Here is a 26,010-nt window from a genome sequence, read left to right on the forward strand (position 1 = left end):
TGAGCGCGTACGGCGCGGCGGCCGGGGGTCTCCGAGGCGCCGCCGGGCGCGTCCTCCGAGGGCGAACACGGTGGAACTGCGGGTGGCAGGCCGCGTACCTAGGATGGGAGTGGCGGGCCCCGGCGCCATGCCGTGGCCCGGCACCGGTGATCCGCACGAATGGGGGCATGGATGCTGGGGACAGAGCCCAGCGGCGCGACACGGACCGTGATCGTGACCGTCGACGACGATCCCTCGGTGTCGCGTGCGGTCGCACGCGACCTGCGGCGGCGTTACGGCGAGGAGCACCGGATCGTCCGGGCGGAGTCCGGGGAGTCGGCGCTGGAGGCGCTGCGCGAGATGCGGCTGCGCGGTGACGCGGTCGCGGTGATCCTGGCGGATTACCGGATGCCCGCGATGAACGGCATCGAATTCCTCGAACGGGCGATGGATGTGTATCCGGGCGCCCGCCGGGTGCTGCTGACGGCGTACGCCGACACGGGCGCGGCCATCGACGCCATCAATGTGGTGGACCTCGACCACTATCTGCTCAAGCCCTGGGACCCGCCGGAGGAGAAGCTGTACCCGGTGGTGGACGCGCTGCTCGACGCCTGGCGCGCCTCGGACCACCGGCCGGTGCGGGAGACGAAGGTCATCGGCCACCGCTGGTCGGCGCGGTCGTCCGGGGTCCGCGAATTCCTGGCGCGCAATCAGGTGCCGTATCACTGGTACGCCTCGGACGAGCCGGAGGGCCAGAAGCTGCTGGCCGCCGCGGACGAGGACGGGGTACGGCTGCCGGTGGTGATCACCCCGGACGGCAAGCCGCTGGTGGAGCCGACCGACCAGGATCTGGCCAGCAGTGTCGGTCTGGCGACGACGCCCTCGGCGCGCTTCTACGACCTGGTGGTCATCGGCGGCGGCCCCGCCGGTCTCGGCTCCGCGGTCTACGGCGCGTCCGAGGGGCTGCGGACCGTGCTGGTGGAGCGCACCGCGACCGGCGGGCAGGCAGGGCAGAGCTCCCGGATCGAGAACTACCTGGGCTTCCCCGACGGGGTCTCCGGCGGGCAGCTCACCGACCGCGCGCACCGGCAGGCCACCCGCTTCGGCGCCGAGATCCTGACCGCGTGCGAGGTCACGGGGCTCGAGGTCAGCGGCTCGGCGCGGACCGTGACCTTCGCCGACGGCTCCGCGGTCTCGGCGCACACGGTGATCCTGGCGACCGGCGTGTCCTACCGGCAGCTCGACGCGCCCGGCGTGTCGGAGCTGACGGGCCGCGGTGTGTTCTACGGTTCCGCGCTGACCGAGGCGGCCCGCTGCCAGGAGCAGGACGTGTACATCGTCGGCGGGGCGAATTCCGCCGGGCAGGCCGCGGTGTATCTGGCCAGGGGCGCCAAGTCCGTGACGATCCTGGTCCGGGGCGACTCGCTGACCTCGTCCATGTCGCACTATCTGGTGCAGCAGATCGGGGCCACCCCGGCGATCAAGGTGCGTACGCGCACGGAGGTCGTGTCCGCCGAGGGCGAGGACCATCTGGAGCGGATCACGCTGCGCGACACCACGACCGGCCTGACCGAGACGGTCGACGCGGGCTGGCTCTTCGTGTTCATCGGCGCCGCCCCGCTGACGGACTGGCTGGACGGGGTGGTGCTGCGCGACGAACGCGGGTTCGTCGTGGCCGGTCCCGATCTGGCGCCGCCGGGCGAACGCCCGGTGGACTGGCCGCTGGAGCGGCCCCCGTACCACCTGGAGACCAGCGTGCCGGGGGTGTTCGTGGCCGGTGACGCGCGCGCCGAGTCCGCCAAGCGGGTGGCGTCCGCGGTCGGCGAGGGCGCCATGGCCGTCATGCTCGTCCACCGATACCTGGAGCGGCTATGAGCGTCCAGTACCTGCCGTGCGACGTGGCCGAGCTGCGCTCGCTCTTCTTGTTCGAGAAGCTGACCGACGACCAGTTGGACTGGCTGTGCCGCAAGGGCCGGGTGCAGATGGAGGAGCCGGGCGCCGTCTATCTGGAGGGCGAGCCCGCGACCTGCTTCTACGTGCTGCTCGAAGGCACGGTGGTGATGTCGCGCCGGGTGGGCGCCGACGACGTGGAGGTCTCGCGCACCTCGGACCGCGGGGTGTACGCGGGCGCCTTCCAGTCGTATCTGGGCGACCGGGTGCCGCAGGTCTACAACAGCTCGCTGCGGGTGACCGAGCCGTCGCGCTTCTACGTGCTGTCGGCGGACCACTTCGCCGAGCTGATGCGCGAGTGGTTCCCAATGGCCGTGCACATGCTGGAGGGGCTGTTCTTCGGCAACCGCAGCACCAAGCAGGCCATCGGCCAGCGTGAGCGGCTGCTGGCCCTGGGGTCGCTGTCGGCCGGTCTCACCCACGAGTTGAACAATCCGGCCGCGGCGGCGCTGCGGGCCACGGCCACGCTGCGCGAGCGGGTGGCCGGGATGCGGCACAAACTCGGCATGATCGCCGGGGGGCCGCTCGACCGGGCCACGCTCGCGACGCTGATCGAGCTCCAGGAGCGGGCGGTCGAGCAGTCCGCGAAGGCCGTGCAGCTCACCCCGATGGAGACCTCGGACCGCGAGGACGCCATCTCCGACTGGCTCGACGACCACGGCGTGACGGCCGGGTGGGACCTCGCGCCGAATTTCGTGCAGGCCGGGCTCGACACGGACTGGCTGGAGCGGGTGGCCGCGACTGTCACGCCCGACACCCTCGACAGCGCGATGCGGTGGCTGAACTACACGGTCGAGACCGAGCTGCTGATGAACGAGATCCAGGACTCCACGGCCCGGATCTCGACCCTGGTCAACGCGGCGCGGCAGTATTCGCAGCTCGACCGGGCGCCGTACCAGGTGGTGGACGTGCACGAGTTGCTGGAGAGCACGCTGCACATGCTGACCGGCAAATTCGGTCCGGGCATCAAGGTGGTCAAGGACTTCGACCGTACGCTGCCGAAGATCCCCGGCTATCCGGGTGAGCTGAACCAGGTGTGGACCAATCTCATCGACAACGCGGTGGCCGCGATGGAGGGGACGGGCACGCTGACGGTGCGTACGGCGCTGGACCGCGAGCAGCTTCTGGTCGAGTTCCGTGACACCGGAGCCGGTATCGCGCCGGAGATCCGGGAAAGGATCTTCGAGCCGTTCTTCACCACCAAGCCGGTGGGCGAGGGCACGGGGCTGGGACTCGACATCTCCTGGCGCATCGTGGTGAACAAGCACCACGGCGACCTCCAGGCGGAGTCGGTGCCCGGCGACACCCGTTTCCTGGTCCGCCTGCCGCTCACGGCGGAGCAGCCGGAGGCCGCACCTGATGCCGCGTCCGACGCCCGGCCGGAGGCGGCACCGCAGGCCAGCTCCGACAGTCCGTCCGACAATCAGCGGGAGCCGTCATGACGACCACCCCAGGTATCGACCCCACCGCCCGGCCCAGCGGGGCCGGTTGCGCCGACTGCGACGCGGCGGGCGGCTGGTGGTTCCATCTGCGCCGCTGCGCCCAGTGCGGGCACATCGGCTGCTGCGACTCGTCGCCCGCGCAGCACGCGAGCGCGCACTCGGCGGCCACCGGCCATCCGATCATGCGGACCTTCGAGCCGGGCGAGGACTGGTTCTGGGACTTCACGACCGACGCGTACGTCGAGACCGACGTGGCGCTGGCCCCGCCGCAGAGCCGTCCGGCCGACCAGCCGGTGCCGGGCCCGGCCGGCCGGGTCCCGGCGGACTGGCGCGCCCACCTCAACTGAGCGGCGGACGCGCCGAGTCGGCGTACCGCGCGGACCGGCGTACGTCGGGCGGGAGCACGCCGTCACGGCGTGCTCCCGGCCCGCGTACGCCGGATCCGTCAGCGGTGGGCGCTGCTGTTGCGGCGGCGGGTGAAGTAGACCGCGCCCGCGCCGAGGACCAGCAGGGCGGCGCCGCCGCCCGCGAAGGCCACGGTCTGCGAGCCGTTGCCGCCGGTCTCGGCCAGGTCACCGCTGGAGGTGTCGGCGACCGGCTCCACGACCGGCGAGCCGACCGGGCCCGCGGAGTTCGTGGGCGACGCCGTCGGTGACGTGGTGTCGTCGACGACCGGGGCGCTGGAGCTCGGCGTCGTCGACGGAGTGTCGGACGGAGTGTCGGACGGGGTGTCCGACGGCGAGTCCGACGGGGTGTCGGTGACGGAGTCCGTCGGGGACGGGCTGGTCGTCTCGCTGTCCGAGGGCTCGGGCGAGGTGGTGGTCGAGTCGCTGGGCTCGGGGCTGTCCGTCGTCTCGCTGGGGGACGGGGACGGGGAGTCGGTCACCGAGTCGCTGGGCGACGGGGACGGGGTGGAGCACGGCGCGCTGCCGTTCCACGCCGTGATCAGGTTCTCGGGGGTCGCGGAGTACGGGAAGCGCGGCAGCTTGCCGTGGCCCTTGCCCTCGCCGCCGTCGTACTTGATGCCGTTGCCGTACAGGTCGATCTGGCCGAAGCAGGACGGCGCGTAGGCGCTGACGTCCAGGGTGGCCCGGGTGTTCTTGTGGTCGAGCTGGGTGGTGTCCCAGCCGAGGAACGCCTGCGTGCCCGAGGTGTCCCAGGTGGGGCCCTCGGCGCTGTAGGAGGCGAGCGAGACGACGTACGTGCAGCCCTTGTTGACCTTGTCCGTCAGCCGGACCGTGATCTTCGTCGGGGCCGGGTCGTTGATCCGGCCGTTGTCGGACCAGGTCTTCCCGCCGTCCTCGGAGTGCTCGATGTGCGACCGGCCGCAGTTGTTCTTGTCGTTGCCGGACGCCTGCGCCGTACCGACGCCCGCCAGCGTGACGGCGGCGGTGAGCGAGCCGAGGCCGACCACGCCTATGGCTCGTCTGGTGATGGAACGCTGCACTGAATCTGCTCCCTGCACTGTGAACGGGCAGCGGAGGCAGGCGGAGCGGGTCGGACCCTACGCCGTGCGCGAGACTCGTGCCCGGTGGCCTGCGATGGAGTCTCGCCGCCGACGATGATCGGCCTGTTGGCCGGTGACCGAGTATGCCCGTGCGGGGGACGGTCTGTACAGCGCGAAAACGCCGTTTTCGCGGCTTTGCGGTCGGATTATCGCCCTGCGAATGTGTCGCCGCACTGATACCGAAATGGGGCGGCGTTCACGGGAGTTCCCAGGAGTTGACTGGAGTTCACCCGCGGCGGGGCGCTTCACCAGGAGTGCGTGCAGGTGCCGCCGGGCGCGTGGAAGCAGGCGGTGACGGTCTTTCCGTCGGGGCGCGGGTGCGCCTCCCACTCGTCGGCGAGCGCGTCCACGATGGCCATGCCCCGGCCGTGGGTGCGCTCCTCGTCGGGCGCCTTCTCGGCGGGCAGCATGTCGGAGGAGTCGCTGACGCTCAGGTGCAGGCAGCAGCCGTCCCAGACCATGACGACCTGGGCCTCGCTGTGCGCGTGCACGTGGGCGTTGGTGACGAGTTCGGAGACGGTCAGGACGACGGAGTCCGCCGTGTCGGGCGCCTGCGTGCTCCAGCCGAGCACGTCCAGGTGCTCGCGCGCCCACTCGCGCCCGGCCCTGACGCCGTACGAGACAGGGAACGACCTGGCCCAGCCGACTGCTTTCACGGACATCTCGCACGCTCCCGCACCGAGTCGTTGTGTGCTCGCCGACCGAGCCCCGGCTCCGGTGACGGTCGGGGCCCCCGGCCGCCATGCCGGTGGGGCGATGGGCGGCCGGGCGCGGTCCCCTGCGAGTCCCCTGCGGGGGATGAACGTCCCCTACCCCCGCCCGCGAACGCCATGCCGGGCAGGTGGCGGGAGGCTTCCCGCCCCCGTACCGCTACCCCTTCAGCGCGTAGTCCATCAGCTTCCGCGCGTCCGCCGTGCGGGCCGCCTGCGTCGGGGCGGCGAGCACCGTGCCGATGACGGTCCTCTTGCCGCGGGTGGCCGCGAAGACCAGGCAGAACAGGGACACGGGCCCGGATCCGGTCTTGACCCCGGCGGCGCCGCGATAACTCCCGAGCAGCGTGTCGGTATTGGTCCACGTCATGGTGCGGTGGCCGCCGTTCTTCATCGCGACGCTCTGCCGGACCGACTTCGTCTTCACCACGGCACGGAACGTGGGGTATCGCATCGCGCTGCTCGCGATCCTCGTCAGATCGCGCGGAGTCGAGTAGTTCGATCCGTTGCCGACGCCGTCGAACGAGTCGAAGTGGGTGTTCCTCAGACCGATGCCCTTCGCCGTGGAGTTCATCCTCGCGATGAACGACTTCACGCGGGCGGCCCGCGTCCGGCCGCTGCCGAAGGTGTCGGCCAGCGCGTACGCCGCGTCGCAGCCGGACGGCAGCATCATCGCGTACAGCAACTGCCGGACGGTGGGCCGGTCGCCGACGACCAGACCGCCCGACGACGCGCGCTTGGCCACCACGTAGTCGTGGTACGCCTTCTGGACGGTGACCTGCGCGTTCAGGTCGAGGCGTCTGTCGGCCAGCACCACCCGGGCCGTCATGACCTTGCTGGTCGATCCGGTGGAACGGCGGGTGTCCGCGGCCTTCGTGAACAGTGTCCGGCCGGTGCCGTCGTCCATCACGAAGCCGCCCTTGGCGACGATCGCGGGGGCGGCGGTCCGGGACGCCGTCGCCACGGGCGCCGGGGTCGCTTCGACGCGGGCCGGGACCGCGAGCCCGGTGGACGCCAGAACGGCCCCTGCCGTGAGGGCCGCCACGGACATGCGACGAATGAAATTACTGCCGGTTTTCACGACGAATACTCCAACGGTCAACCCTGCGCGGGCGTTCAAGAACGCGACTCGACCAGGGGATGCGCGGACGGTCCCGATGGATGTACGCGCGACGACGAATTCACCCGCCTGCCGTACGTCCCGGCGGATCGACATAGCACGATCTTCTGATCCGACCATGTGATCCGACGTCCCGATCCGGCGTACTGATCCGACATTCTGATCCGACATTCTCGTCGGCGAATCTCGGCCGACCCCGCCGCAATCGCACGGCTCCGGCCCGTTCGGTCCGGTCACGGGGCCGTCGGTCCCGCACGCCGAGCGCCGAAAGCGGGGATGCTGGAGGCAGGGGGACGGAACACGCCAAGGAGGTCCACTCATGACCCGCGCGATCGTCAAGGGCGCCGTCGTCGCGGGGACGGACGGCTCGGCCGAGAGCCTCGCGGCGGCGGACTGGGCCGCGGACGACGCCGTGCGCCGCGGCCTCCCGCTGCGTCTCGTACAGGCGGTCCCGCCCGGACACGTCCGTACGGGACCGGTCACGTCGGCGGGTCCCCGTGAGCGCGTGCCGCGTCCCGCGTGGTCCGCCCACCCGACCGCGGACGAGATCGGCCGCCGGCATCCGGACCTGTCCGTCACCGTCGACCAGATCGCCGAGCAGGTGCTTCCGGTGCTCTTCTCCGCCGCCGACAGCGCCGAGCTGATGGTGCTGGGCACACGAGGCGCGGGGGCGGTGCAGGAGCTTGTGCTCGGCTCGACCGCGCTCACCGTCGCGGGCCGGGCACCGGTCCCCGTGGTCCTGGTGAGCGCCGCTTCCGGCACGGGTGCTCCATCGGGAGCCGACGGCGCCGGTGACGTCGTCCTCGGCCTCGACCTGGCCGCGCCGGACGGCCGACCGGTCGAATTCGCCTTCGACGAAGCCGCCCGGCGCGGCGCGCGGCTGCGCGTCGTCCACGGCTGGAGCGAGCCGCTCCACGACGACTCCGGTCCCGGTGATCCCGATCAGGCGCTCGCGGCTGCCCTGGGCCCCTGGGCCGAGAAGCACCCCCGTACCCCGGTGGTCACCGAGGCCGTGATCGCGGGGGCCGCCGCGCAGCTCGCGGCGGCGGCATCGCACGCCGCGCTCCTCGTCCTGGGCCGCCGCCCCCGTACCACCCCGGTCAGCGCGCATCTCGGTTCGACCGCGCACGCCGTTCTCCGCCGGGTGACGCTGCCGGTGGCGATCGTGCCGCACGACCCGGCGGCCACCTGAGGCGATTGGTCCGTCGCCGCCGCGCCCCGCGAGCGGCGCGGCCCCGGGCCGCCCGGTTCGGTCGGCCGCCGACCGGATCGCGTCGTCGAGCCGGTGCCCGAACGGCCTCGGGGGGAAGGCCGGTTGGCCCGTGGTGGACGTGACCGGGGCTGCCGGACAGTGCGGGTATGAAGAAGCGAATCGTCATCCTGGGAAACGGCAGTACCGGAATCCTGGCGGCCAACAGACTGCGTCGCCGGTACGACGAGAGCGAATTCCAGATCGTCGTGGTCGGGAAATACGACACGCGTGACCACGAGGTCGAACTTCTCATGGCCATCGGTGTCCTCGGCTCGCGCACCCTCCTGCCGCCGGAGGACGGCCGGCTCCGCGCCGGGATCGACTTCCGTCACACGGAGATCGGCAGTGTCGACGTGGCCCGGCGCGAGGTCTGCTGCACCGACGGCTCCTCGATCGGATACGACGTCCTCGTGGTGGCCACCGGAGCGCGGCCCGTACCGACGCCGGACGGTGTGCTGTACGGCGGCGCCAGGTACGTCGTACGCTCCGCCGGACTCGGCGACGCGTGCGGTCTCGTCCGGGTGGACCCCCGTACCCTCCAGTCCCGCGCCGCTCCCGAGGTGTTCGCCATCGGCGCCGCGACGGGAACACCCGCCGACACCGGCGCGGGCCCGCACGTCGCGGTCGAACACCTGGTGGCGGGCGTGCGGGAATTCCTCACCCGCACGGCGGACCAGGCGCCCGTGAGCGTGCCCGCGCGGGAGCCGCGAGACGCAGCACAGCCCTCGTAGCCGCTCGTACGCCGATTCTCGCCTCGGCACTCGGCCGCCGTCAGGGCACCCCAGCCGATACGGTGTGGGCAGGGGCTGATGCTCGGGGTTCGCGGTGCGCGTGGAGGACCGGTGGGAGAGGACGGCGACAGCTCGGGCGGGCGCTTGCCCCGTTTGCAGCTCGATGAGCTGCTGGACGAGTTGCAGGTCCGCATCGGGGCGGTGCGCGGCACGCAGAATCGGGTGCACAGCCTGCTGGAGGCCGTGCTGTCGGTGGGCCGGGAGCTGGACCTCGCGCATGTGCTGCGGCGGATCGTGGAGACCGCGGTCGTCCTGGTGGACGCCGAGTACGGCGCGCTGGGCGTGATCGGCGACGACGCGCGGCTCTCGGAGTTCCTGACCGTCGGGGTGTCCGAGGAGGAGGCCCGCGCGATCGGGCCGCTGCCCTCGGGGCACGGTCTGCTCGGCGAGCTGATCCGCCACCCGGAGCCGCTGCGGCTCGCGGAGCTGTCCGATCACCCGGCGTCGTACGGCTTCCCGGCGAACCATCCGCCGATGCGCTCCTTCCTCGGGGTGCCGATCCGGGTCCGCGACGAGGTCTTCGGAAACATCTACCTCACCGAGAAGCGCGGTGGCCGGGAGTTCGACGGCGACGACGAGACGCTGCTGTCGACCCTGGCGGTCGCGGCGGGTGTCGCGATCGAGAACGCGCGGCTGTACAAGACCGCCCGCGAGGGGCAGCGGTGGATGGCGGCCAACGCGGAGATCGTGAGCAAGCTGCTGTCGGGCGCCGGTGAGATGGATGTGCTCGGGCTGATCGTCGAGCACGGCCGGCACATCCTGGCCGCGGACCTGGGCGTGGTGGCGCTGCCGGTCGAGGGGACCACCGACCTCCAGGTGATGATCGCCGTGGGGGTGGACGCCGAGACCCACCGCGGTCTGGTGCTGCCGTGCGAGGGCTCGTTCATGGGCGCCGCGATGGCCGCGGCGCGGCCGATCACCACGGTGGAGATCGCCAAGGACCCGCGGGTGACGTCGGGGCCGCCGCGCTGGAACGGCCTGGGGCCGACGATCGCCGTGCCGATGATGGCGGACGGTGCGGTGCGCGGTGTGCTGCTGCTCGCCCGCGAGCTGGGTTCTGTCCCCTTCACCGAGGCGGAGTCCTCGCCGCTGCTGAGCTTCGCCGGGCAGGCCGCGCTGGCGCTGGAGCTGGCCGAGCGGCGGCGCGGCGCCGAGCAGCTCGCGCTGCTGGAGGACCGCGACCGGATCGCCCGTGACCTGCACGACCTGGCCATCCAGCGGCTGTTCGCCACGGGGATGACCTTGCAGAGCGCGGTGCGCTTCGTCCAGCATCCGGAGGCGAGCGAGCGGCTGCTGCGCGCGGTGGACGACCTGGACGAGACCATCAAGATCATTCGCTCGACGATCTTCGGGCTGCGCTCGCACGACCGGGAGCGGACCGCGCGCGGCCTTCGGATACGTGCCTCGATGGCGGTCGAGGACGCGGTCCCGACGCTCGGCTTCACCCCCGCCCTGCGGATGGAGGGGCTGATCGACACCGATGTGCCCACGCCGGTCGCGGAGGAGACCGTCGCCGTCCTGGTCGAAGCCCTCTCCAACGTCGGGCGGCACGCCCGGGCGACCTCCGCCGAGGTCTCCCTGGTCGTCGCCTCCGGGACCCTGACCGTCACGGTCGACGACGACGGCGTGGGCGCCCCTTCCGGTGGGCACCGCAGCGGGCTGCGCAATCTGGAGGAGCGGGCCGCGCGGCTCGGGGGCCAACTGACCCTCTCCGCCGGCCCCCGCGGCGGCACCCGCCTGGTCTGGCGGGTGCCGGCCGCCCCGCCCTCGGCGGGGCCCAAGGCGTAGCCGGGCGCCGCGCGCGTCAACAACCCTCCGGGTCACTACACCTAGAGCCTGTCCGGCGGATCATGGGCGGTCCAGGCGGCGCCTGGCGCGTGCGAGCGCAAGGCGCCGGGATGGCCTCATAGCGGAGCTATTCGGGTATTCCGGCAACGCGGCGGGCGTGCGTGCCAGGGGTCGAAGGGGCCGTTCGTGATCCGCCGGACAGGCCCTCGGGCGTGTGCGTTCCGGCATCGGTGACGTCGGCGACGGGGCGCCGGGGTGTGGCCGGGCCCTCCGGTCCGTAGCCGAGGCGGATCAGCATCTGTACGTGTTCCATGCCGCCGCGCGGGTCGCGCAGCAGCCACCGCAGGTCGTCCCATTCCAGCGCCTGATGGAGCAGTGACGCGCGGACAGTGTGAGCGGTCGCGACGAGCAGGACGTGTTCCAGCGCCTGACCGGCGCGCAGCCAGTCGGCGGGGCGGTCGTGGCAGGTGGACAGGACCGCGATCACCGGGTGCCGCTCGAAGGCCGCGGAAGGCTGGTAGTTCTCCGGGCGCAGCGCGGAGAAGTCCCGCAGCGGCAGTCGGCCCGCGCTGTCCTGGGGGCCGAGCGCCCGGCCCGGCAGGCCGTCCGCGCTCCCCTCACGGATCCAGCTCCGGCTCTCGGCCCGGCGGTCGGAATCGCTCATGCCGCGCCGCTCGGCCTCCGTGGTGAACTCCAGCAGGCGGGCCGTCTCCTCCGCGGCGGGCCGTACCAGCCGGGCGCCCTCGGCGTCCGCGGCCTCGGCCAGGTCGGTCAGCACCTGGGCGGGAAGCGCCTGCTCGGAGAACGGCAGACGGCTGCTGTGCCGCCGCCAGATCGCGTCGTACAGGTCCTGCCGGTCGCGGCGGGCACCGGTCGGCAGCGGTCCGGCCAGGCGTACGGAGGCCAGCAGGTCGGGCTCGGCGGGGTCGGGCAGCAGCCGCGGCACCGGGTCCCAGCCGAAGTGGGCGACCGCGACCCGGAGGTTGAACAGGGCGGCGCCGACCGACAGGTGGACGGCGCGTCCCATCGGGTCGACGTGCCGCAGCCCGCGGTCGACGGCCGCCCGTACCTCCAGCGTGCTGGTGTCGGGGTCGAGTCGGAACCGCCACGGCTGAGTGTTGTGGATCGAAGGCGCCGCGCCCGCCGCGGAGATCAGCTTCTCCAGGGTCTCCGCGTCCAGTGGTGCGGTCCGCATCGTGTTCTCCTCCCGGCCGTCCTGCTTCCAGGCTGACGGAGCACGACGGGCGGCGGGAGGGGCCGTTTGGTGCCCGGCCGGAGGGCCGGTCGGCCCCGTGTTCAGCGGCGGCCGTGCTCCGGCCCGGAGTGCTGGGCGGTGTCGTGCGTGGCCATGACGGCCGCCTGGATGCGGCGCTCCACGCCGAGCTTGGCCAGCAGCCGCGAGACGTTGTTCTTGACCGTCTTCTCCGACAGGTACAGGCGCTTGCCGATCTGGCCGTTGGTGAGTCCCTCACCGACGAGTTGGAGGATCTCGCGCTCGCGCGGTGACAGCGAGGCGAGCGCCTCGACCTCGGGTTCCGCCGTCGCTGTCGGGCCGCCGCCGCGCAGATTGCTCATCAGCCGGGAGGTGGTGGCGGGGTCGAGCATCGACTGCCCCGAGGCGACGGTCCGCACGGCGGCGACCAGGTCGGAGCCCTTGATCTGCTTGAGCACATAGCCCGCCGCGCCCGCCATGATCGCGTCGAGCAGCGCGTCGTCGTCGTCGAAGGACGTCAGCATCAAGCAGGCGAGACCGGGCATCCGCGACCGCAGCTCGCGGCAGACGGTGATGCCGTCGCCGTCGGGCAGCCGGACGTCCAGGACGGCGACGTCCGGCCGCAGGGCCGGTCCGCGGGCCTCGGCCTGCGCGGCGGTCGCGGCCTCGCCGACCACCTCGATGTCGGGTTCCGAGTCGAGCAGGTCGTGGACGCCGCGCCGGACGACCTCGTGGTCGTCCAGCAGGAAGACCCTGATCGGCGCCTGCGGTGAGAACTGCCGTACTTCGGTCATGTGCGCCGATCCTTCGCCCTGTCGTGTGCCGCGCCCGGTCCTCCGATCATGAACGGTCGTACGGACCCGTTGCTAGGGCCGAACGGTCCCTTGGCCGGTATCGGACGTCGGGGCAGGGTCTGGAGCGCAGTTGTCGCCCATCGCGGGCCCACGGCCGGGAGGCCGCTCAGCCTCCTTCGCTTCCGCGTTCTCCGCGGCTCACGGGCTGCTCACCGCTCGAGCAGTCTGGCCCGGGTGCTCTGCAACCGGTGGGCGACGACCTCGCCGACCTTCATCGCCAGGGCTCGTCCGAACACCGGGTCCGCTTCGGCCAGCGCCCGTACCACGGTGGCGTCGAACTCCTGTGCCCGCACGGGGCTTTGGGCCTGGGCGCCCATCTGCCAGACGTACGGCGGGAACAGCCAGGACCAGCCGAGCAGGTCTCCGGGGCCCAGCATCTCCACCTCGGGGGCCGGGCGTCCGGGCCGCCGGAGGTCGAGGGTGACGGCGCCGGTGCGCACGACCCAGAACCGGTCGGCCCGCTCGCCCTCCTCGTAGATCCGGGTGCCCGCGGGGAACGACACCTCTCGGGCAAGGCTCTCCAGCCGCTGCCGTCCGGGGGACGGGAGCGAGCTGAACAGGCCAGTGGTAGCGGTTCTCATCACCGTGCCCCTTCCGGTCGCTTCGCTTCGGCGAGGGAGTCGCCGAAGCGTGAGGTGAGTCTGTTGACGACGCCGACGACCCCGTCGATCCGTCCGGTCATCCAGCCGGCCACCGGCACCTGGTCCGCCCGCTCCAGCCGGCCCTCCAGGGTGACCACGCCGCCGGAGACCGTGACCCCCACCGCGTCCGACGGCGCCCAGAAGGTCTTGACGAAGACCTCGTCGATCACCTCGGCGCGGATCTCGTCGTCCGGGCGGAGGAAGACCCGCAGCAGGTCGCGCCGGGTCACGATGCCGACCAGGCGGCTCTCCTCATCGAGGACGGGCAGCCGCTCCACCCCGTGCTCCAGCATGGTGCGCGCGGCGCCGACGACCGACTCGTACGCCTGGACGGTGACGGCCGGGGCCGACATCAGCTCACCCGCGGTGCGGGCGCGGGCCTTGGCCGCCTTCCGGTACGCGGCACGGTTCAAGGACATGCGCCGCGCGGGGACGTTCCACGCCTGCTCCGCCTGGCGGAACAACAGGTCGGTCGCGGAGATCACCCCGATCACCTTCTCGTCGTCGTCCACCACCGGCACACCGCTCACCCGGTGTTTCCCGAGCAGCCCGGCGATGTCCTTGAACGGTGTCGCGGGGCGGACGCTGACGACGTCACTCGTCATCACGATCCCGACCTCACGCTGCTTCATGACCCACTCCTCCGCGGACGCGCTCGCCTGCCGCCCCTCTCCTTTCACGGTGCGGCGCGCGCACTCCGTGTTCCAGGGCCACAAGGGGTGGCCGCCCCGGCCGACCGGCCCTCGCGAGGTCCCGGCGCCGGGGCCGGTGGGCCGGCTCGCGCCGCCGCCGGGTTCCGCTCCACGTCGGCCAGGTACCGGCACGGAGCCCGCGGCGAAGCCTCCCGTTCATATGTATAACCAGGAGAATGGAGAGATAAAGGGTAAAACAGTGAGATCTCGGGGCGTCCGGTCGATGTGCGGGCCGGTTCGGCCTCGGCGGCGAGAAGGGAACGGCCATGGCGTGCGGAAGCCTGCGGGTGTATCTCGGGGCGGCCCCAGGGGTGGGCAAGACGTACGCGATGCTCGGCGAGGGCCACCTGCGTGCCGACCAGGGCACCGACGTGGTCATCGCCTTCGTGGAGGACTACGGCAGGCCGCTGACCCACCGGATGGCGGAGGGCCTGGAGCAGGTGCCGCGCCGGACCGTCGGATACCGCGACTGCGCCTTCACGGAGATGGACCTCGACGCCGTCCTCGCCCGCCGCCCGCAACTCGCGCTGGTCGACGAGATGGCCCACACCAACATCCCCGGCGCACGGAACAAGAAGCGCTGGCAGGACGTCCACGAATTGCTCGACGCGGGCATCAACGTGATCTCCACCGTCAACATCCAGCATCTCGAATCGCTCAACGACGTGGTGGAGCACATCACCGGGGCCAAACAGCGCGAGACCGTTCCGGACGACGTGGTCCGCGGCGCGGACCAGATCGAGCTCGTGGACATGTCCGCCGAGGCGCTGAGGCAGCGGATGGCCGACGGCGACATCTATCCGCCGGAGCGGGCCGAGCAGGCACTGGTCAACTACTTCCGCGCCGGAAACCTCACCGCCCTGCGCGAGATCGCCCTGCTGTGGGCAGCCGACCGGGTGGAGGAGGCTCTTCAGCGCTACCGCGAGGGCCACGGCATCCAGCAGCCCTGGTCCGCGCGCGAGCGGGTGCTGGTCGCCCTCTCCGGCGGCGCGGAGGGCGACACCCTCATCCGGCGCGCCAAGCGCACCGCGTCCCGCGGCGCGGGAGGCGAATTCCTCGCCGTCCACGTCGAGCCCGACGACGCGTCGACGTCCCCTTCCGCTCGCCTGCCGACCGAACAGCGCGCGCTGGTGGAAGAGCTCGGCGGCACGTACCACACGCTCACCAGCGGCGACCCGGCGCGCGCCGTCCTCGACTTCGCCCGGCGGGTGAGCGCCAGCCAGATCCTGATCGGCGCGACCCGGCGCACCCGCCTCCAGAGGCTGTTCAGCCGGGGTGTCGGCGAGATCATCGTCGAGGGCTCGGGCGACGACATCGACGTATGCGTCGTCACCCATTCCCGTGCCGCCCACGGCCGGCTGCTCCGCGGCCACCAGGCCAGGCAGGACGGCTGAGTCACGCGCGGCGCTCCGCCCGAAGGGGCGTCGGCACCACGCGGCCGGGGCGGTTGCTCCGGGAGCGATGCGGAAGGCGTGTCCGCCCGGATCGCGCCACACACCTGGGGCGGTTACCCCGGCCGACCGGCACCTCGTGGCAGACTCGCGCGAGGAACGCCGTGTCCCGACCCGGGGGCGCTGGCCCGAACGGCCCCCGATCGCTGCCCGGTCGGCTCTGTCGGACCGCGGGCGAGACCTCCGAGTCTGGGACGACGACTTCGACTCCGCGGAGGAAGACATGTCTCAGGCACCCCCGGCCCAGCCGGGCAGCGCTCTTGACGACACCGAACTGGCCGCCCTGGTCGCCCACTGGAAGGCGGCCAACTACCTGTCCGTCGGCCAGATCTACCTGCTCGCCAATCCCCTGCTCGAGGAGCCGCTACGCCCCGAGCACATCAAGCCGCGGCTGCTCGGCCACTGGGGGACCTCCCCCGGCCTCAACCTCGTGCACACCCACCTCAACCGGGTGATCAGGACCCGCGGGCTGGACGCGCTCTGCGTGTGGGGCCCCGGACACGGCGGCCCCGCGGTGGTGGCCAACTCCTGGCTCGACGGCAGTTACTCCGCGACCTATCCCGACATCGGGCGGGACGCGGACGGCATGGCCCGGCTGTTCCGGCAGTTCTCCTTCCCCGGCGGCATCCCCAGCCACGTCGCGCCCGAGACGCCGGGCTCGATCCACGAGGGCGGCGAGCTGGGATATTCGCTGTCCCACGCGTACGGCGCGGCCTTCGACAACCCGGACCTGCTGGTGGCGTGTGTCGTGGGCGACGGCGAGGCGGAGACCGGTCCGCTGGCCACCTCCTGGCACTCCAACAAATTCCTCGACCCGGTGCACGACGGCGCCGTCCTGCCGATCCTGCACCTCAACGGCTACAAGATCGCCAACCCGGCGGTGCTGGCCCGGCTCCCCGAGCACGAGCTGGACGAACTGCTGCGCGGCTACGGCCACGACCCGATCCACGTGACGGGCGACGACCCGCACGACGTGCACCGGGCGATGGCCGCGGCCATGGACACCGCGCTGGACCGTATCGCCGCCATCCAGGACGCGGCGCGTGCGGGCGACGACGGCGAGCGGGCCCGGTGGCCGATGATCGTGCTCCGTACGCCGAAGGGCTGGACGGGACCCGCCGAGGTCGACGGGCTGCCGGTGGAGGGCACCTGGCGGGCGCACCAGGTGCCGCTGGCCGGGGTCCGTGACAACCCGGAGCACCTGCGCCAGTTGGAGCAGTGGCTGCGCTCGTACCGCCCCGAGGAGCTCTTCGACCGGGACGGCCGCCCGAGCGCCCAGGTGCTGAGCTGCACACCGGACGGCGAGCGGCGGCTGGGTCTGAACCCGCACGCCAACGGCGGTCTGCTCCGGCGCGACCTGCCGGTGCCGCCGCTGGAGGACTTCGCGGTGGCGGTCGACAAGCCGGGGGTGAATCTGCACGAGCCCACGCGGGTGCTCGGCGGGCTGCTCAAGCAGATCATGGCCGACACCGCGGAGCACCGGGACTTCCGGCTGGTCGGCCCGGACGAGACCGCCTCCAACCGGCTCGAAGCCGTCTACGACGTGAGCGGGAAGGCGTGGGAGGCCGAGGTACTCGACACCGACGAGCACCTGGAGCGCGGCGGCCGGGTGATGGAGATCCTGTCCGAGCACACCTGCCAAGGGTGGCTGGAGGGCTATCTCCTGACGGGCCGTCACGGCCTGTTCTCGTGCTACGAGGCGTTCGTGCACATCGTCGACTCGATGGCCAACCAGCACATCAAGTGGCTGCGCACCTCACGGCCGCTGCCGTGGCGGCGGCCCATCGCGTCGCTCAACTACCTGCTGACGTCGCATGTCTGGCGGCAGGACCACAACGGCTTCTCGCACCAGGACCCCGGCTTCGTGGACCACGTCCTCAACAAGTCCCCCGAGGTCGTGCGGGTCTACCTGCCGCCGGACGCCAACACCCTGCTGTCCGTGGCCGATCACGTGCTGCGTTCCAAGGACTACGTGAACGTCGTGGTCGCCGGGAAGCAGCCCTGCTTCGACTGGCTCGATCTGGAGGCCGCCCGCGCGCACTGCGCACGCGGCGCCGGCATCTGGGAATGGGCGAGCTCCGAGGACGGCGCGGAACCCGATGTGGTCCTGGCCTGCGCCGGTGACGTCCCCACGCAGGAGACCATCGCCGCCGTGTCCCTGCTGCGCGAGCACCTTCCCGACCTGTCGGTACGGGTCGTCAACGTGGTCGATCTGGCGCGGCTGCTGCCCAAGGACGAACACCCGCACGGCATGCCCGACGCCGAGTACGACGCGCTGTTCACCCCCGACAAGCCGGTGATCTTCGCGTACCACGGCTACCCGTGGCTCATCCACCGGCTCACCTACCGCCGCACCGGCCACGCCCATATGCATGTGCGCGGCTACAAGGAGAACGGCACCACCACCACGCCGTTCGACATGGTGGTCCGCAACGACCTCGACCGCTACCGGCTGGTCATGGACGTCATCGACCGCGTCCCCGACCTCGCGGTGGCGGCGGCGCCCGTCCGTCAGAAGATGGAGGACACCCGGCTGCGCCACCACGCCTGGATCCGCGAACACGGCGTCGACCTCCCCGAGGTCGCCGACTGGTCCTGGACCGGCTGAGGGCCGGGAACGATTAGAGGTGGGAACGGCGGGCCTTCCGGATTCCGGGAGGCCCGCCGTCGCTGCGCGGGGCTCGCGGTCAAGGGGCGGCCGGTGCCGCGAGGCCGTGGTCCTTCGGGGTGCTCGGGCCGGTGAGGGAGGTCGCGAGGGTGGCGGCGGCGATGGTCACCAGGGCGCCGAGCATGAGGGCCGCGGCCTCACCGGGTTCGAGCAGGCGCAGTTGGGTGCCCAGGGTCGCGGCGGCCACCGGGACGCCGAGCTGGGCGGAGGCGAGGACGCCCACGGCGAAGGGCTGGCCGGTGACCCGCAGCGCGGCGTGCACCGCGACCGCGCCCAGCCCGAGCGCCGCGCCGAGCACCGCGAAGGAGGGGTGACCGGCCAGGGCGCGCAGATCGAGGGACGCCCCCAGCCACAGGAAGAACAGCGGGCCGAGGAAGCCCTCGGTCAGGGCGAAGAGCTGTTTCGCCAGGCGGCGGGGTTCGCCGATCGCGGAGACGACCAGGCCGAAGGAGAAGCCCGCCAGCATGATCGAGACGTGGGTCCGCACGGCGAGCGCGGCCAGTGCGAACAGGATGACCAGGCTGATCCGCAGTTCCAGGGCGAAGCGCCGTTCCTCGGAGAGCCGGTGCATTCTGCGCCGCAGGCCGTCGCGCTCGAACCGGCGCAGGACCAGGAACAGCGCCGCCGCGCAGGCGATGACCGCGCACGCGCCGAGCGCCGCGCGGGCGGCGTGGCGCGGGTCGATCACCAGGGGCAGGGCGACGATGCAGGCCGTGTCGGCGACCGCGACCTGGGGCAGCATGCGCAGGATCTGCGGGCCGCCGAGCGACAGCGAGTCGACGATCGGCAGGATCAGCGCGGCGGACGACGACGCCATCAGCACCGTATAGAGAGCGGTGTGCCCGGTGTCGAAGCCCCGCGCCAGGAGGAATGCGGGGACCGCCGCCAGGACGCCGACGGCCAGGGCGCGCCCGGCCCCGCTGCCCAGTCCCGCGCGCAACTGCGGGTCACGCACCGGTACCCGTGCGCCGGCGACGAACATGATCAGGGCGAAGCCGATGTCCGCGAGGAAGGCGAACGTCGGATCGTCGGCGTGCAGGTAGCCGATCACGGTGGGTCCGAGCAGGACACCGGCGGCCAGCTCGCCCAGGACGACGGGCAGGTGCCACTGTTTCGGCAGGGCCAGCAGCGGGCCCAGCAGGGCGGCCAGGGACAGGACGGCCAGCGTCGCGAAGCTCACAGGCGGGGTCTCCTGGCAGACGGAAGGACCGGCGGGTCACTCACCGTACTGGCGGGACCGTGGCCGGGCCAGCACCGTCGGTCACACGCTGTGGTGGCCCCAGCGCGAGTCGGCGTCCGTCCACTCGGCGTCCCAGCGGGCACACCGGCGGTGGTCGAGGAGTTTGGTGGTGATCCCGCAGCCGATCAGGACGCCGACGCAGATGGCGAAGGCCGCTCCCGCGCCGATCACATCGGCCTGGAATTCCCCGGAGGAGGGGGACAGCGGCTGCGCGACCTCGACACCCTGGCTGTTGGTCCACACCGGAACGACGGCGCCGCGGGAGGTGCCGGGACTGGCGGTGACGATGCCGGTGAGCACGGTGCCGTCGGGCGCCTTCCACTGCGCCGGTACGTCCACCCGGGACAGCCGGTAGCCGTCCGGGGCCTTCTGGGTCAGGACCGCGCTGGTGCTGTGCCGGTCGAGACGCTGCTGCGCGTACTCGCGCTGGAGACCGTGCGCGGTCGAGACTCCGACCAGCACCGCGACCACCAGCGCGGCCAGGGCCGCCGCGAGGAAGGCCCACGCCTCCACGGCGTACGAACGTCGGCGCAGCGGATTCTTCCGCAGACGCCACAGCCAGATTCCGCGTTCCATGGTCGGTCCCTCCTCGTCGAGCGACACGACGGGGGCCGACTGACCCCGTGTCTCCACGCTCCCGCCTCCCGCGCCGTCTGCGGAGGGCCGAACGGCCCTGTCGGGTGGGTGGACCGGACCGCGTGGGACGCCGCCGGGCTCCGCGGCCGGACCGCATGAGCGCTTCGGCCACCCGTCACCGAAACGGGGCGGGCATGAGCACACGGTGAGTGGTCGCGGGACGGCCGGACGGGTGAGGTCTGTCGGGGCGCGCCGGAAGGCATCAGCGGCGGACGGTGGCCGCCGGGCCCGCCGTGGGACGCCTGCCGCCTCGAAGCCTCGACGCCTCGGCACGTGACGCCTCGGGGCTCTCGGCCCAACCGGGCCGCCGGGCAGAGCCGTTCGGCCCTGCGGGTCGGGCCGTGAGCCCCCAGCGTGCGGCCAACACCGCGCGGCACAGTGGTGTCTGACCGAACGTCAACCCCCATTGAACTGGGAGCCGTCATGGCAGTCCACGACCACACCCGGCAGCACGCAGGGTTCCGCCTCCCCGCTCGGAACAAGGCGTCCGCCGACCGCGGCGGCGACGCGACGGCCGTCGGCACCGACTCCGCGCTCGTCGCCAAGTCGCTCGCCACCGTACGGATCGCGACCGGTTTCGTCTTCCTGTGGGCCTTCCTCGACAAGACCTTCGGCTGGCACTACGCGACCGGCTCCGGCAAGGGCTGGATCGACGGCGGGTCGCCCACCAAGGGGTTCCTGTCGGGTGTCTCCGCCGGTCCGCTGGAGTCGTTCTTCCACGACATCGCGGGCAAGGGCTGGACCGACTGGCTGTTCATGCTCGGCCTGCTCGGCATCGGCGTCGCCCTCATGAGCGGCGTCGCCCTGCGTCTGACCGCCGCCGCGGGCACCGTCTTGATGGCCATGATGTGGGCCGCCGAATGGCCGCCCGCGCAGCACCTGTCCACCGGCGCGCCGAGCATGTCGTCCAACCCGTTCGTGGACTACCACCTCATCTACGCCCTCGCGATGATCCTCTTCGCCTTCGCCGCGGCGGGCACCACCTGGGGGCTCGGCCGGGCCTGGGCCCGCGTCCCCCTCGTCGCCCGCCACCGCTGGCTCGTGTGAGCCCCGCACCACCCGCGCCTGACGGGGCACCGCCACCACGGCGGTGCCCCGTCGCACGCGTGCGCGCCCTCGATGTCCGTCGTGGGCGCCGACAGCGTTCGTGAGCGGTCGGTCAGTGGCCGGTCAGCGGTCGTCGTCAGCGCGAGGCCCGGCGGAGCCGCTGTACGCGCCGCAGGCGGCGGAGCCTGGCCAGGAGCGTGCGGTGCCGTGCGGTCGGCACGTTCTTCGCGGGGGACGGCCGTGAGTCCGCGGGGGGTGGCTGGGGATTCGCGGGCGGGGTGGAGGGTCGGCGGTCCGCGGTGGACGGCCGGGAGGTCGCGGGCGGGCCGGGCGGCGTAGGCGGGCCTGGCGGCGTCGGCGCGTCGGGCCGCGGGCCGGCGTCCTGGGCCGGGTAGAGGCCCTCCTCCGGGTAGCGGGCGGTGGCGATGGCGTCGACGATCTGGTCGTCGGTGAAGGCGGCGCCGCCGAGGACATGCGGGAGGAAGCCGATGAGGACGCCGTCGCGCGTCACCACCGCGTCCAGCCCGGCGGCTCCGCCGAGGTTCCACTGGGCCTCGCTGCCGTCCCCCAGCGCCACGCCGATGCCGAATTCGTAGACGCCCGCGTCGGCTCGGTGGGCCATGACGCCTCGTGCGCGCAGGGCGGTCACCATGCGCTCGATGCGTTCAGGATCCATGGCAGAAGTCCTTCTTTCCGTCGCCTCTCCCCCGTGCCGCCGCGTGGGTGCGGCCTTCGGTCAGGTGGTGTGGCCCGCTCCGTGGGCGGCAGGGGGCCGGGCCGGCGGGTGCGGGTGGCGCCGGGTCAGCCCGGTGATGTCCTCGGCGGTGACCACGCCGACGACGCGGTTGTCGTGCAGGACGAGAACGGGGCTGCCCGAGGTGGTGGCGAGACGGTCGAAGACGTCGGTGACCCGGTCGTCGGGGTCGACCAGCAGGCAGCGGTCCAATGGCAATGCGACGTCCCGTACCCGGGTGTCCCGCCTGCGCACCGCCGGGACGGACAGGAGCGCGGACGCGGTGACGACGCCGCTGGGCCGGCCGTCGAGGTCGGTCAGCGGAATCACCGTACGGACACCGACGCCGGAGGCCGAGGTGGCCAGGAATTCGTCCACGGTGTGCCAGTCCTGGCCCGCGACGGCCGGGTGCATCGCCTGGGTGACACGGACGCCGCGCAGGGTCTCGTACAGCACCGAGCGGCGGACCTCCGCGTAGGCGGTGAAGGAGATGAAGGCGCCGAGCAGGACCAGCCACAGCCCCGCGGCCTGGCCCATGAGGACTTCGAGCCAGCCGCCGGCGAGCAGCGCGACGCCGAACACCTGGCCGCAGCGCCCGGAGATCCTGGCCGCGCGCTCGCGGTCGCCGCGGATCCGCCAGATCACCGCTTGCAGGACCCGGCCGCCGTCGAGCGGGGCGGCGGGCAGCAGGTTGAAGACGCCGAGGAGTCCGTTGGCCCACGCGACCCAGGCGAGTACGGCCGCGGCCACGGCCCAGTGCAGCGTGTCGTCGACCGCCACGGCGGCGGCCAGGAACAGCCCGCCGAGCACCAGGTTGGTCAACGGCCCGATCGCCGCCACCCAGCCCTCGTCGCGGGGCGTGGTCGCCGACCCCATCCGCGTGACGCCGCCGAGCGCGAAGACCGTCACGTCCTTGACCTCGATCTTCGCGCGGCGCGCCGCCAGGGCGTGGGCCGCCTCGTGCGCGACCAGGCTCACGGCGAGCGCCAGGGCGCCGATCAGCGCCCCGGTGCGGTAGGCGGCCGCGGAGTGGCCCGGCGCCCAGGCGGACAGCACGCCGCCGCCCAGGGCGACGCTGACGAAGACGATCAGCAGGGGCGCGCTCCAGTGCATCCGCAGCGGCACACCGGCGATCCGGCCCAACCGCACCGATCCGTTCATCGCACCTCCAGCCCCCGCCCACCGCGCACCGCGTAAATCGTGACAAAAGCCGCCCTCCCCTCCATCGTCCTCCCCCGCGCCCCGGACCGTGCGGCCCGGCCGACTCCGGGGCGGGATCTTGACGTCTCCCATGCGCCGCCGCCCCCGTCCCCCGAGGCGCCCGACGAACGGAGGCCGGGGCGCCCAGGGCGGGATTTCTTCTGCGCAACGCCTTGACGCCGCCACAGTGAGCGCTAACAATAACGGCCAAGCGATAGAGGGTCGGACCCCCGCGTGACGCGCTCTCGCGCTCTGCGTCCAGGCCGAGCTGCCACGGACGGGCCCAGGAGTCGGGAGCGCGTCGGCGGGGCGAACGGCCCTCCGGTATCCCGCCGCCGCCAGGGACGGCGCGGGCCAGGACCGTTCACGCACGGTCGGCGCGCCTCGGCGGGCGACACCGGCCGCGTGCCGCCTTCGCGTTGCCGCAGCACTGGACCATGTCGCGTTGTTAGCGATCACAATTCAAGCTCACCGCAACCGTCACGGAGACGCCGTGCGGCCAGGTGCGATGCGCCGCCGCCCGCTGCCGGGCGGCGGTCCCCCCACTCACATCGAGGAGGACATTCATGTCCCTGACCGCAACGAATCCCTTAGCGGGCCGCTTCAGGAAATGGGCGCTCTGCCTCGCCGCCGCGGCGACCCTCGTCGCGGGTCTCCTGATCGGCGGCACGGGCACCTCCCACGCGGCGGGTTCGCTCCCCTGCGACGCGTACAGCGCGGGCGGCACCCCCTGCGTGGCCGCCCACAGCACCACACGGGCGCTGTACTCCACGTACAGCGGCTCGCTCTACCAGGTCAGGCGCGCCTCCGACAACGCCACACAGAACATCGGCGTGCTGAGCACGGGCGGATACGCCAACGCCGCCGCACAGGACTCGTTCTGCTCCGGGACGACCTGCGTGATCACGGTCATCTACGACCAGTCGGGACGCGGCAACAACCTCACCCAGGCGCCCGGCGGCGGGGCCGCGGGCGGACCGGACAATCTGGCGAACGCGACCGCGGCGCCGACCACGGTGGGCGGCCACAAGGCGTACGGCGTCTACGTGGCGCCCGGGACCGGCTACCGCAACGACCACACCAGCGGGATCGCGACCGGCGACCAGCCGGAGGGGATGTACGCGATCCTCGACGGCACGCACTACAACGGCGGCTGCTGCTTCGACTACGGCAACGCCGAGACCAGTAACAACGACACCGGCAACGGCCACATGGAGGCCATCTACTTCGGGAACATCAAGGTCTGGGGCTACGGCGCGGGCAACGGCCCCTGGGTCATGGCCGACCTGGAGAACGGCCTGTTCTCCGGCGTGAACCAGCACTACAACGCCAACGACCCGACGGTGAATTTCCGCTACCTGACCGCCATGGTCAAGGGCGGCCCGAACCAGTGGGCGATCCGCGGCGGCAACGCGCAGTCGGGCGGCCTGTCGACGTACTACAGCGGCGTACGCCCCAACGTCTCGGGCTACAACCCGATGCACAAGGAGGGCGCGATCATCCTCGGCATCGGCGGCGACAACAGCAAGGGCTCCGCCGGTACGTTCTACGAGGGCGTGATGACGTCCGGCTACCCCTCCGACGCCACCGAGAACGCGGTGCAGACCAACATCGCCTCCGTCGGGTACACGACGCAGTCGTCGGGCTCCGGTTCGCTGACCCCCGGCTCGCGGATCTCGCTGCGGGCCACGACCGCGTGCTGCACCACCGACTACATCCGGCACGACGACAGCGACGCCAATGTGGTCATCTCCCCGGTGTCCGCGTCCAGTTCGGCGACCGACAAGGCCGACGCGACCTGGATCGTACGGGCGGGTCTGGCCAACAGCGCCTGCGTCTCCTTCGAGTCCGCCAACACCTCGGGGCAGTACCTGCGCCACTCCAACTTCCAGCTCAAGCTCAATGCCAATGACGGCGGTTCCCTCTACGCCCAGGACGCCACCTTCTGCCCGCAGCCGGGCAACAACGGCCAGGGCAACACCTTCCAGTCCGTCAACTACACCGACAAGGACATCCGCCACTACAACAACACCGTCTACATCGGCGGCAACGGCGGCTCCAACGCCTGGGACAGCGCCACGTCCTGGAGCGACGACACGAGCTGGGTCGTCTCCCAGCCCTGGGGCTGAACCGTCCGACGCCTACGGGCCGCGCCGCCACCCGGCGACGCGGCCCTCCCCGTCCGCCACCGCCTCTCCTTCCGTCCCCGTCTGCGCTTCCGTCCCCGTCCGCTGGGGGCCGGCCGCCCGGCGGGCGCGGGTCTGCTGGATCTCGCAGCCGACGAGGGGGCCGCCGAAGAAGACGAAGCCGACGCCGATCAGCCAGCACTGCACCATCAAGACGGTGCCGACCGAGCCGTAGGTGACGGCGTTGGTGACGATGAGCGGCGAGAAGACCAGCCAGGAGAAGCCCCGCAGGCCGACGAGGCCCGCCATGGTGAGGACGGCGCCGGGCAGGGCCGCGCGCCAGGTGATGAGGCCGCCGAGGAGGAAGCGCTGGCCCCACCAGAAGAAGAGGACGCCGAAGACGAGGGTGAGGGTGATGCGCACGACGGCCTGCCGCCAGCCGTGGCTGAGGAAGGCGCCGCTCTGGGCCTCGGCGAAGAGATACGCCGTCAGGCCCGCGAGCCACACCGCGCGCCGCCACACGCTGTGCCAGGGGCTGGCGGGCAGCTCCCAGACCTTGCGGTAGCCGGTCTCGACGCTGGCCGCGAAGGACAGTCCGAAGATCGCGAGCGAGGCCAGGCTGAGCGCGCTGGTGGTGCTCAACACCCGCCGTGGTGTGGCGAACAGGCGCTGCACGGACTCGGCGGGGTGCGGGGACAGGCCCATGCCGTCGACCACCCACTGGGCGAAGCCGGTGCGTTGGAAGGGCGCCGCCGCGGCGACCACGATCAGCAGCGGCATCAACGTGACCAGGCCGAGCGCGGCGAAGCCCATCGAGCGTTGCAGCAGCTCCAGTTCGGCGCCCTTGCGCCACACGCGTCCGGCCGCCGAGCCTTCCCAGACCCGGCGCAGATCCACCATCGTCCCCCTCCTCAGCCGGAGTTCAGCCCTGTGCGGTCGTTGTCACCGTTCCCCGTACGCCGTCCTCGTC

General features: G+C 72.3%; 22 protein-coding genes. 10 read left to right on the forward strand and 12 right to left on the reverse strand.

The features are described 5' to 3' along the window. Positions 1 to 171 precede the first annotated feature (171 nt). Genes ACIOC1_RS33315 through ACIOC1_RS33325 form a run of 3 tightly spaced genes read left to right on the forward strand, consistent with a single transcriptional unit; the run spans position 172 to position 3,718 of the window. Positions 172 to 1,854, forward strand: a complete 1,683-nt coding sequence (locus ACIOC1_RS33315) for an FAD-dependent oxidoreductase (RefSeq protein ID WP_355349742.1) — start codon at positions 172 to 174, stop codon at positions 1,852 to 1,854. Beyond that, on the forward strand, positions 1,851 to 3,371 hold the full coding sequence (locus tag ACIOC1_RS33320; RefSeq protein WP_355349745.1) for an ATP-binding protein: 1,521 nt from the start codon (positions 1,851 to 1,853) through the stop codon (positions 3,369 to 3,371). The genes ACIOC1_RS33315 and ACIOC1_RS33320 overlap by 4 nt, the downstream gene beginning before the upstream one ends. Then, positions 3,368 to 3,718 carry a UBP-type zinc finger domain-containing protein gene (locus tag ACIOC1_RS33325; RefSeq protein ID WP_355349748.1) on the forward strand — a complete coding sequence of 117 codons (351 nt, stop codon included), beginning with the start codon at positions 3,368 to 3,370 and terminating at the stop codon, positions 3,716 to 3,718. Before ACIOC1_RS33320 ends, ACIOC1_RS33325 begins: the two co-directional genes overlap by 4 nt. 98 nt (positions 3,719 to 3,816) lie before the next feature. Here the strand turns inward: ACIOC1_RS33325 and ACIOC1_RS33330 are convergent, their stop codons facing one another. The 3 genes from ACIOC1_RS33330 to ACIOC1_RS33340 all read right to left on the reverse strand — a co-directional run bounded on the left by ACIOC1_RS33330 (position 3,817) and on the right by ACIOC1_RS33340 (position 6,639). Then, positions 3,817 to 4,818: an LAETG motif-containing sortase-dependent surface protein gene (locus tag ACIOC1_RS33330; protein ID WP_401858024.1), complete on the reverse strand. Its 1,002-nt coding sequence runs from the start codon at positions 4,816 to 4,818 to the stop codon at positions 3,817 to 3,819. Between the two features lie 305 nt (positions 4,819 to 5,123). Next, entirely contained in the window at positions 5,124 to 5,540 is a 417-nt protein-coding gene (locus tag ACIOC1_RS33335; protein WP_355349754.1) for an ATP-binding protein, read from the reverse strand. A 208-nt stretch (positions 5,541 to 5,748) separates the two neighbouring features. Beyond that, positions 5,749 to 6,639 carry a serine hydrolase gene (locus tag ACIOC1_RS33340; RefSeq protein WP_391164229.1) on the reverse strand — a complete coding sequence of 297 codons (891 nt, stop codon included), beginning with the start codon at positions 6,637 to 6,639 and terminating at the stop codon, positions 5,749 to 5,751. A gap of 388 nt (positions 6,640 to 7,027) precedes the next feature. On the opposite strand from ACIOC1_RS33340, the gene ACIOC1_RS33345 reads away from it, so the two are divergent. From ACIOC1_RS33345 to ACIOC1_RS33355, 3 genes are all read left to right on the forward strand, one after another. Next, entirely contained in the window at positions 7,028 to 7,900 is an 873-nt protein-coding gene (locus ACIOC1_RS33345; RefSeq protein WP_401858029.1) for a universal stress protein, read from the forward strand. A 167-nt stretch (positions 7,901 to 8,067) separates the two neighbouring features. Beyond that, positions 8,068 to 8,691 (forward strand): FAD-dependent oxidoreductase, encoded by a 624-nt coding sequence (locus ACIOC1_RS33350; RefSeq protein WP_401858032.1) that lies wholly within the window; start codon positions 8,068 to 8,070, stop codon positions 8,689 to 8,691. Positions 8,692 to 8,769: 78 nt separating this feature from the next. After that, positions 8,770 to 10,539, forward strand: a complete 1,770-nt coding sequence (locus ACIOC1_RS33355; protein WP_401858035.1) for a GAF domain-containing protein — start codon at positions 8,770 to 8,772, stop codon at positions 10,537 to 10,539. Between the two features lie 127 nt (positions 10,540 to 10,666). On the opposite strand, the gene ACIOC1_RS33360 is transcribed toward ACIOC1_RS33355, so the two are convergent. The 4 genes from ACIOC1_RS33360 to ACIOC1_RS33375 all read right to left on the reverse strand — a co-directional run bounded on the left by ACIOC1_RS33360 (position 10,667) and on the right by ACIOC1_RS33375 (position 13,879). After that, the gene (locus ACIOC1_RS33360) at positions 10,667 to 11,734 is read right to left on the reverse strand and encodes an Acg family FMN-binding oxidoreductase (protein ID WP_401858038.1); all 1,068 of its coding nucleotides are present in this window, start codon (positions 11,732 to 11,734) and stop codon (positions 10,667 to 10,669) included. A 101-nt stretch (positions 11,735 to 11,835) separates the two neighbouring features. Further along, complete coding sequence (locus ACIOC1_RS33365; protein ID WP_355347438.1) at positions 11,836 to 12,546, reverse strand: response regulator transcription factor; 711 nt, start codon at positions 12,544 to 12,546, stop codon at positions 11,836 to 11,838. Positions 12,547 to 12,755: 209 nt separating this feature from the next. Beyond that, positions 12,756 to 13,187, reverse strand: a complete 432-nt coding sequence (locus ACIOC1_RS33370) for a cyclic nucleotide-binding domain-containing protein (RefSeq protein WP_355347441.1) — start codon at positions 13,185 to 13,187, stop codon at positions 12,756 to 12,758. Continuing rightward, positions 13,187 to 13,879: a CBS domain-containing protein gene (locus tag ACIOC1_RS33375; RefSeq protein WP_401858042.1), complete on the reverse strand. Its 693-nt coding sequence runs from the start codon at positions 13,877 to 13,879 to the stop codon at positions 13,187 to 13,189. Before ACIOC1_RS33375 ends, ACIOC1_RS33370 begins: the two co-directional genes overlap by 1 nt. A gap of 326 nt (positions 13,880 to 14,205) precedes the next feature. Here ACIOC1_RS33375 and ACIOC1_RS33380 point away from each other — a divergent pair, with 326 nt between their 5' ends. Next, positions 14,206 to 15,333: a universal stress protein gene (locus tag ACIOC1_RS33380; protein ID WP_401858044.1), complete on the forward strand. Its 1,128-nt coding sequence runs from the start codon at positions 14,206 to 14,208 to the stop codon at positions 15,331 to 15,333. Positions 15,334 to 15,613: 280 nt separating this feature from the next. Continuing rightward, positions 15,614 to 17,998: a phosphoketolase gene (locus tag ACIOC1_RS33385; protein WP_401858047.1), complete on the forward strand. Its 2,385-nt coding sequence runs from the start codon at positions 15,614 to 15,616 to the stop codon at positions 17,996 to 17,998. Between the two features lie 79 nt (positions 17,999 to 18,077). Here the strand turns inward: ACIOC1_RS33385 and ACIOC1_RS33390 are convergent, their stop codons facing one another. Both ACIOC1_RS33390 and ACIOC1_RS33395 read right to left on the reverse strand, forming a co-directional pair. After that, positions 18,078 to 19,238, reverse strand: coding sequence for a cation:proton antiporter (locus ACIOC1_RS33390; protein ID WP_401314493.1), 1,161 nt, complete (start codon positions 19,236 to 19,238; stop codon positions 18,078 to 18,080). Between the two features lie 81 nt (positions 19,239 to 19,319). Further along, the gene (locus ACIOC1_RS33395; RefSeq protein WP_355347456.1) at positions 19,320 to 19,874 is read right to left on the reverse strand and encodes a hypothetical protein; all 555 of its coding nucleotides are present in this window, start codon (positions 19,872 to 19,874) and stop codon (positions 19,320 to 19,322) included. Positions 19,875 to 20,357: 483 nt separating this feature from the next. Here ACIOC1_RS33395 and ACIOC1_RS33400 point away from each other — a divergent pair, with 483 nt between their 5' ends. Continuing rightward, the gene (locus ACIOC1_RS33400; RefSeq protein ID WP_355347459.1) at positions 20,358 to 20,981 is read left to right on the forward strand and encodes a hypothetical protein; all 624 of its coding nucleotides are present in this window, start codon (positions 20,358 to 20,360) and stop codon (positions 20,979 to 20,981) included. A gap of 136 nt (positions 20,982 to 21,117) precedes the next feature. Here the strand turns inward: ACIOC1_RS33400 and ACIOC1_RS33405 are convergent, their stop codons facing one another. Then, entirely contained in the window at positions 21,118 to 21,657 is a 540-nt protein-coding gene (locus ACIOC1_RS33405) for a hypothetical protein (RefSeq protein ID WP_401858051.1), read from the reverse strand. Between the two features lie 60 nt (positions 21,658 to 21,717). Continuing rightward, positions 21,718 to 22,875, reverse strand: coding sequence for a site-2 protease family protein (locus ACIOC1_RS33410; protein ID WP_401858054.1), 1,158 nt, complete (start codon positions 22,873 to 22,875; stop codon positions 21,718 to 21,720). A gap of 605 nt (positions 22,876 to 23,480) precedes the next feature. On the opposite strand from ACIOC1_RS33410, the gene ACIOC1_RS33415 reads away from it, so the two are divergent. Further along, positions 23,481 to 25,043 carry an alpha-L-arabinofuranosidase B gene (locus ACIOC1_RS33415; protein ID WP_401314501.1) on the forward strand — a complete coding sequence of 521 codons (1,563 nt, stop codon included), beginning with the start codon at positions 23,481 to 23,483 and terminating at the stop codon, positions 25,041 to 25,043. A 12-nt stretch (positions 25,044 to 25,055) separates the two neighbouring features. Here ACIOC1_RS33415 and ACIOC1_RS33420 read toward each other — a convergent pair whose 3' ends face one another. Then, positions 25,056 to 25,940, reverse strand: a complete 885-nt coding sequence (locus ACIOC1_RS33420; RefSeq protein WP_401858057.1) for a ribonuclease BN — start codon at positions 25,938 to 25,940, stop codon at positions 25,056 to 25,058. Positions 25,941 to 26,010: the final 70 nt, after the last annotated feature.

The sequence above is a fragment of the Streptomyces sp. NPDC088197 genome (assembly GCF_044741185.1).
GTDB lineage: Bacteria > Actinomycetota > Actinomycetes > Streptomycetales > Streptomycetaceae > Actinacidiphila.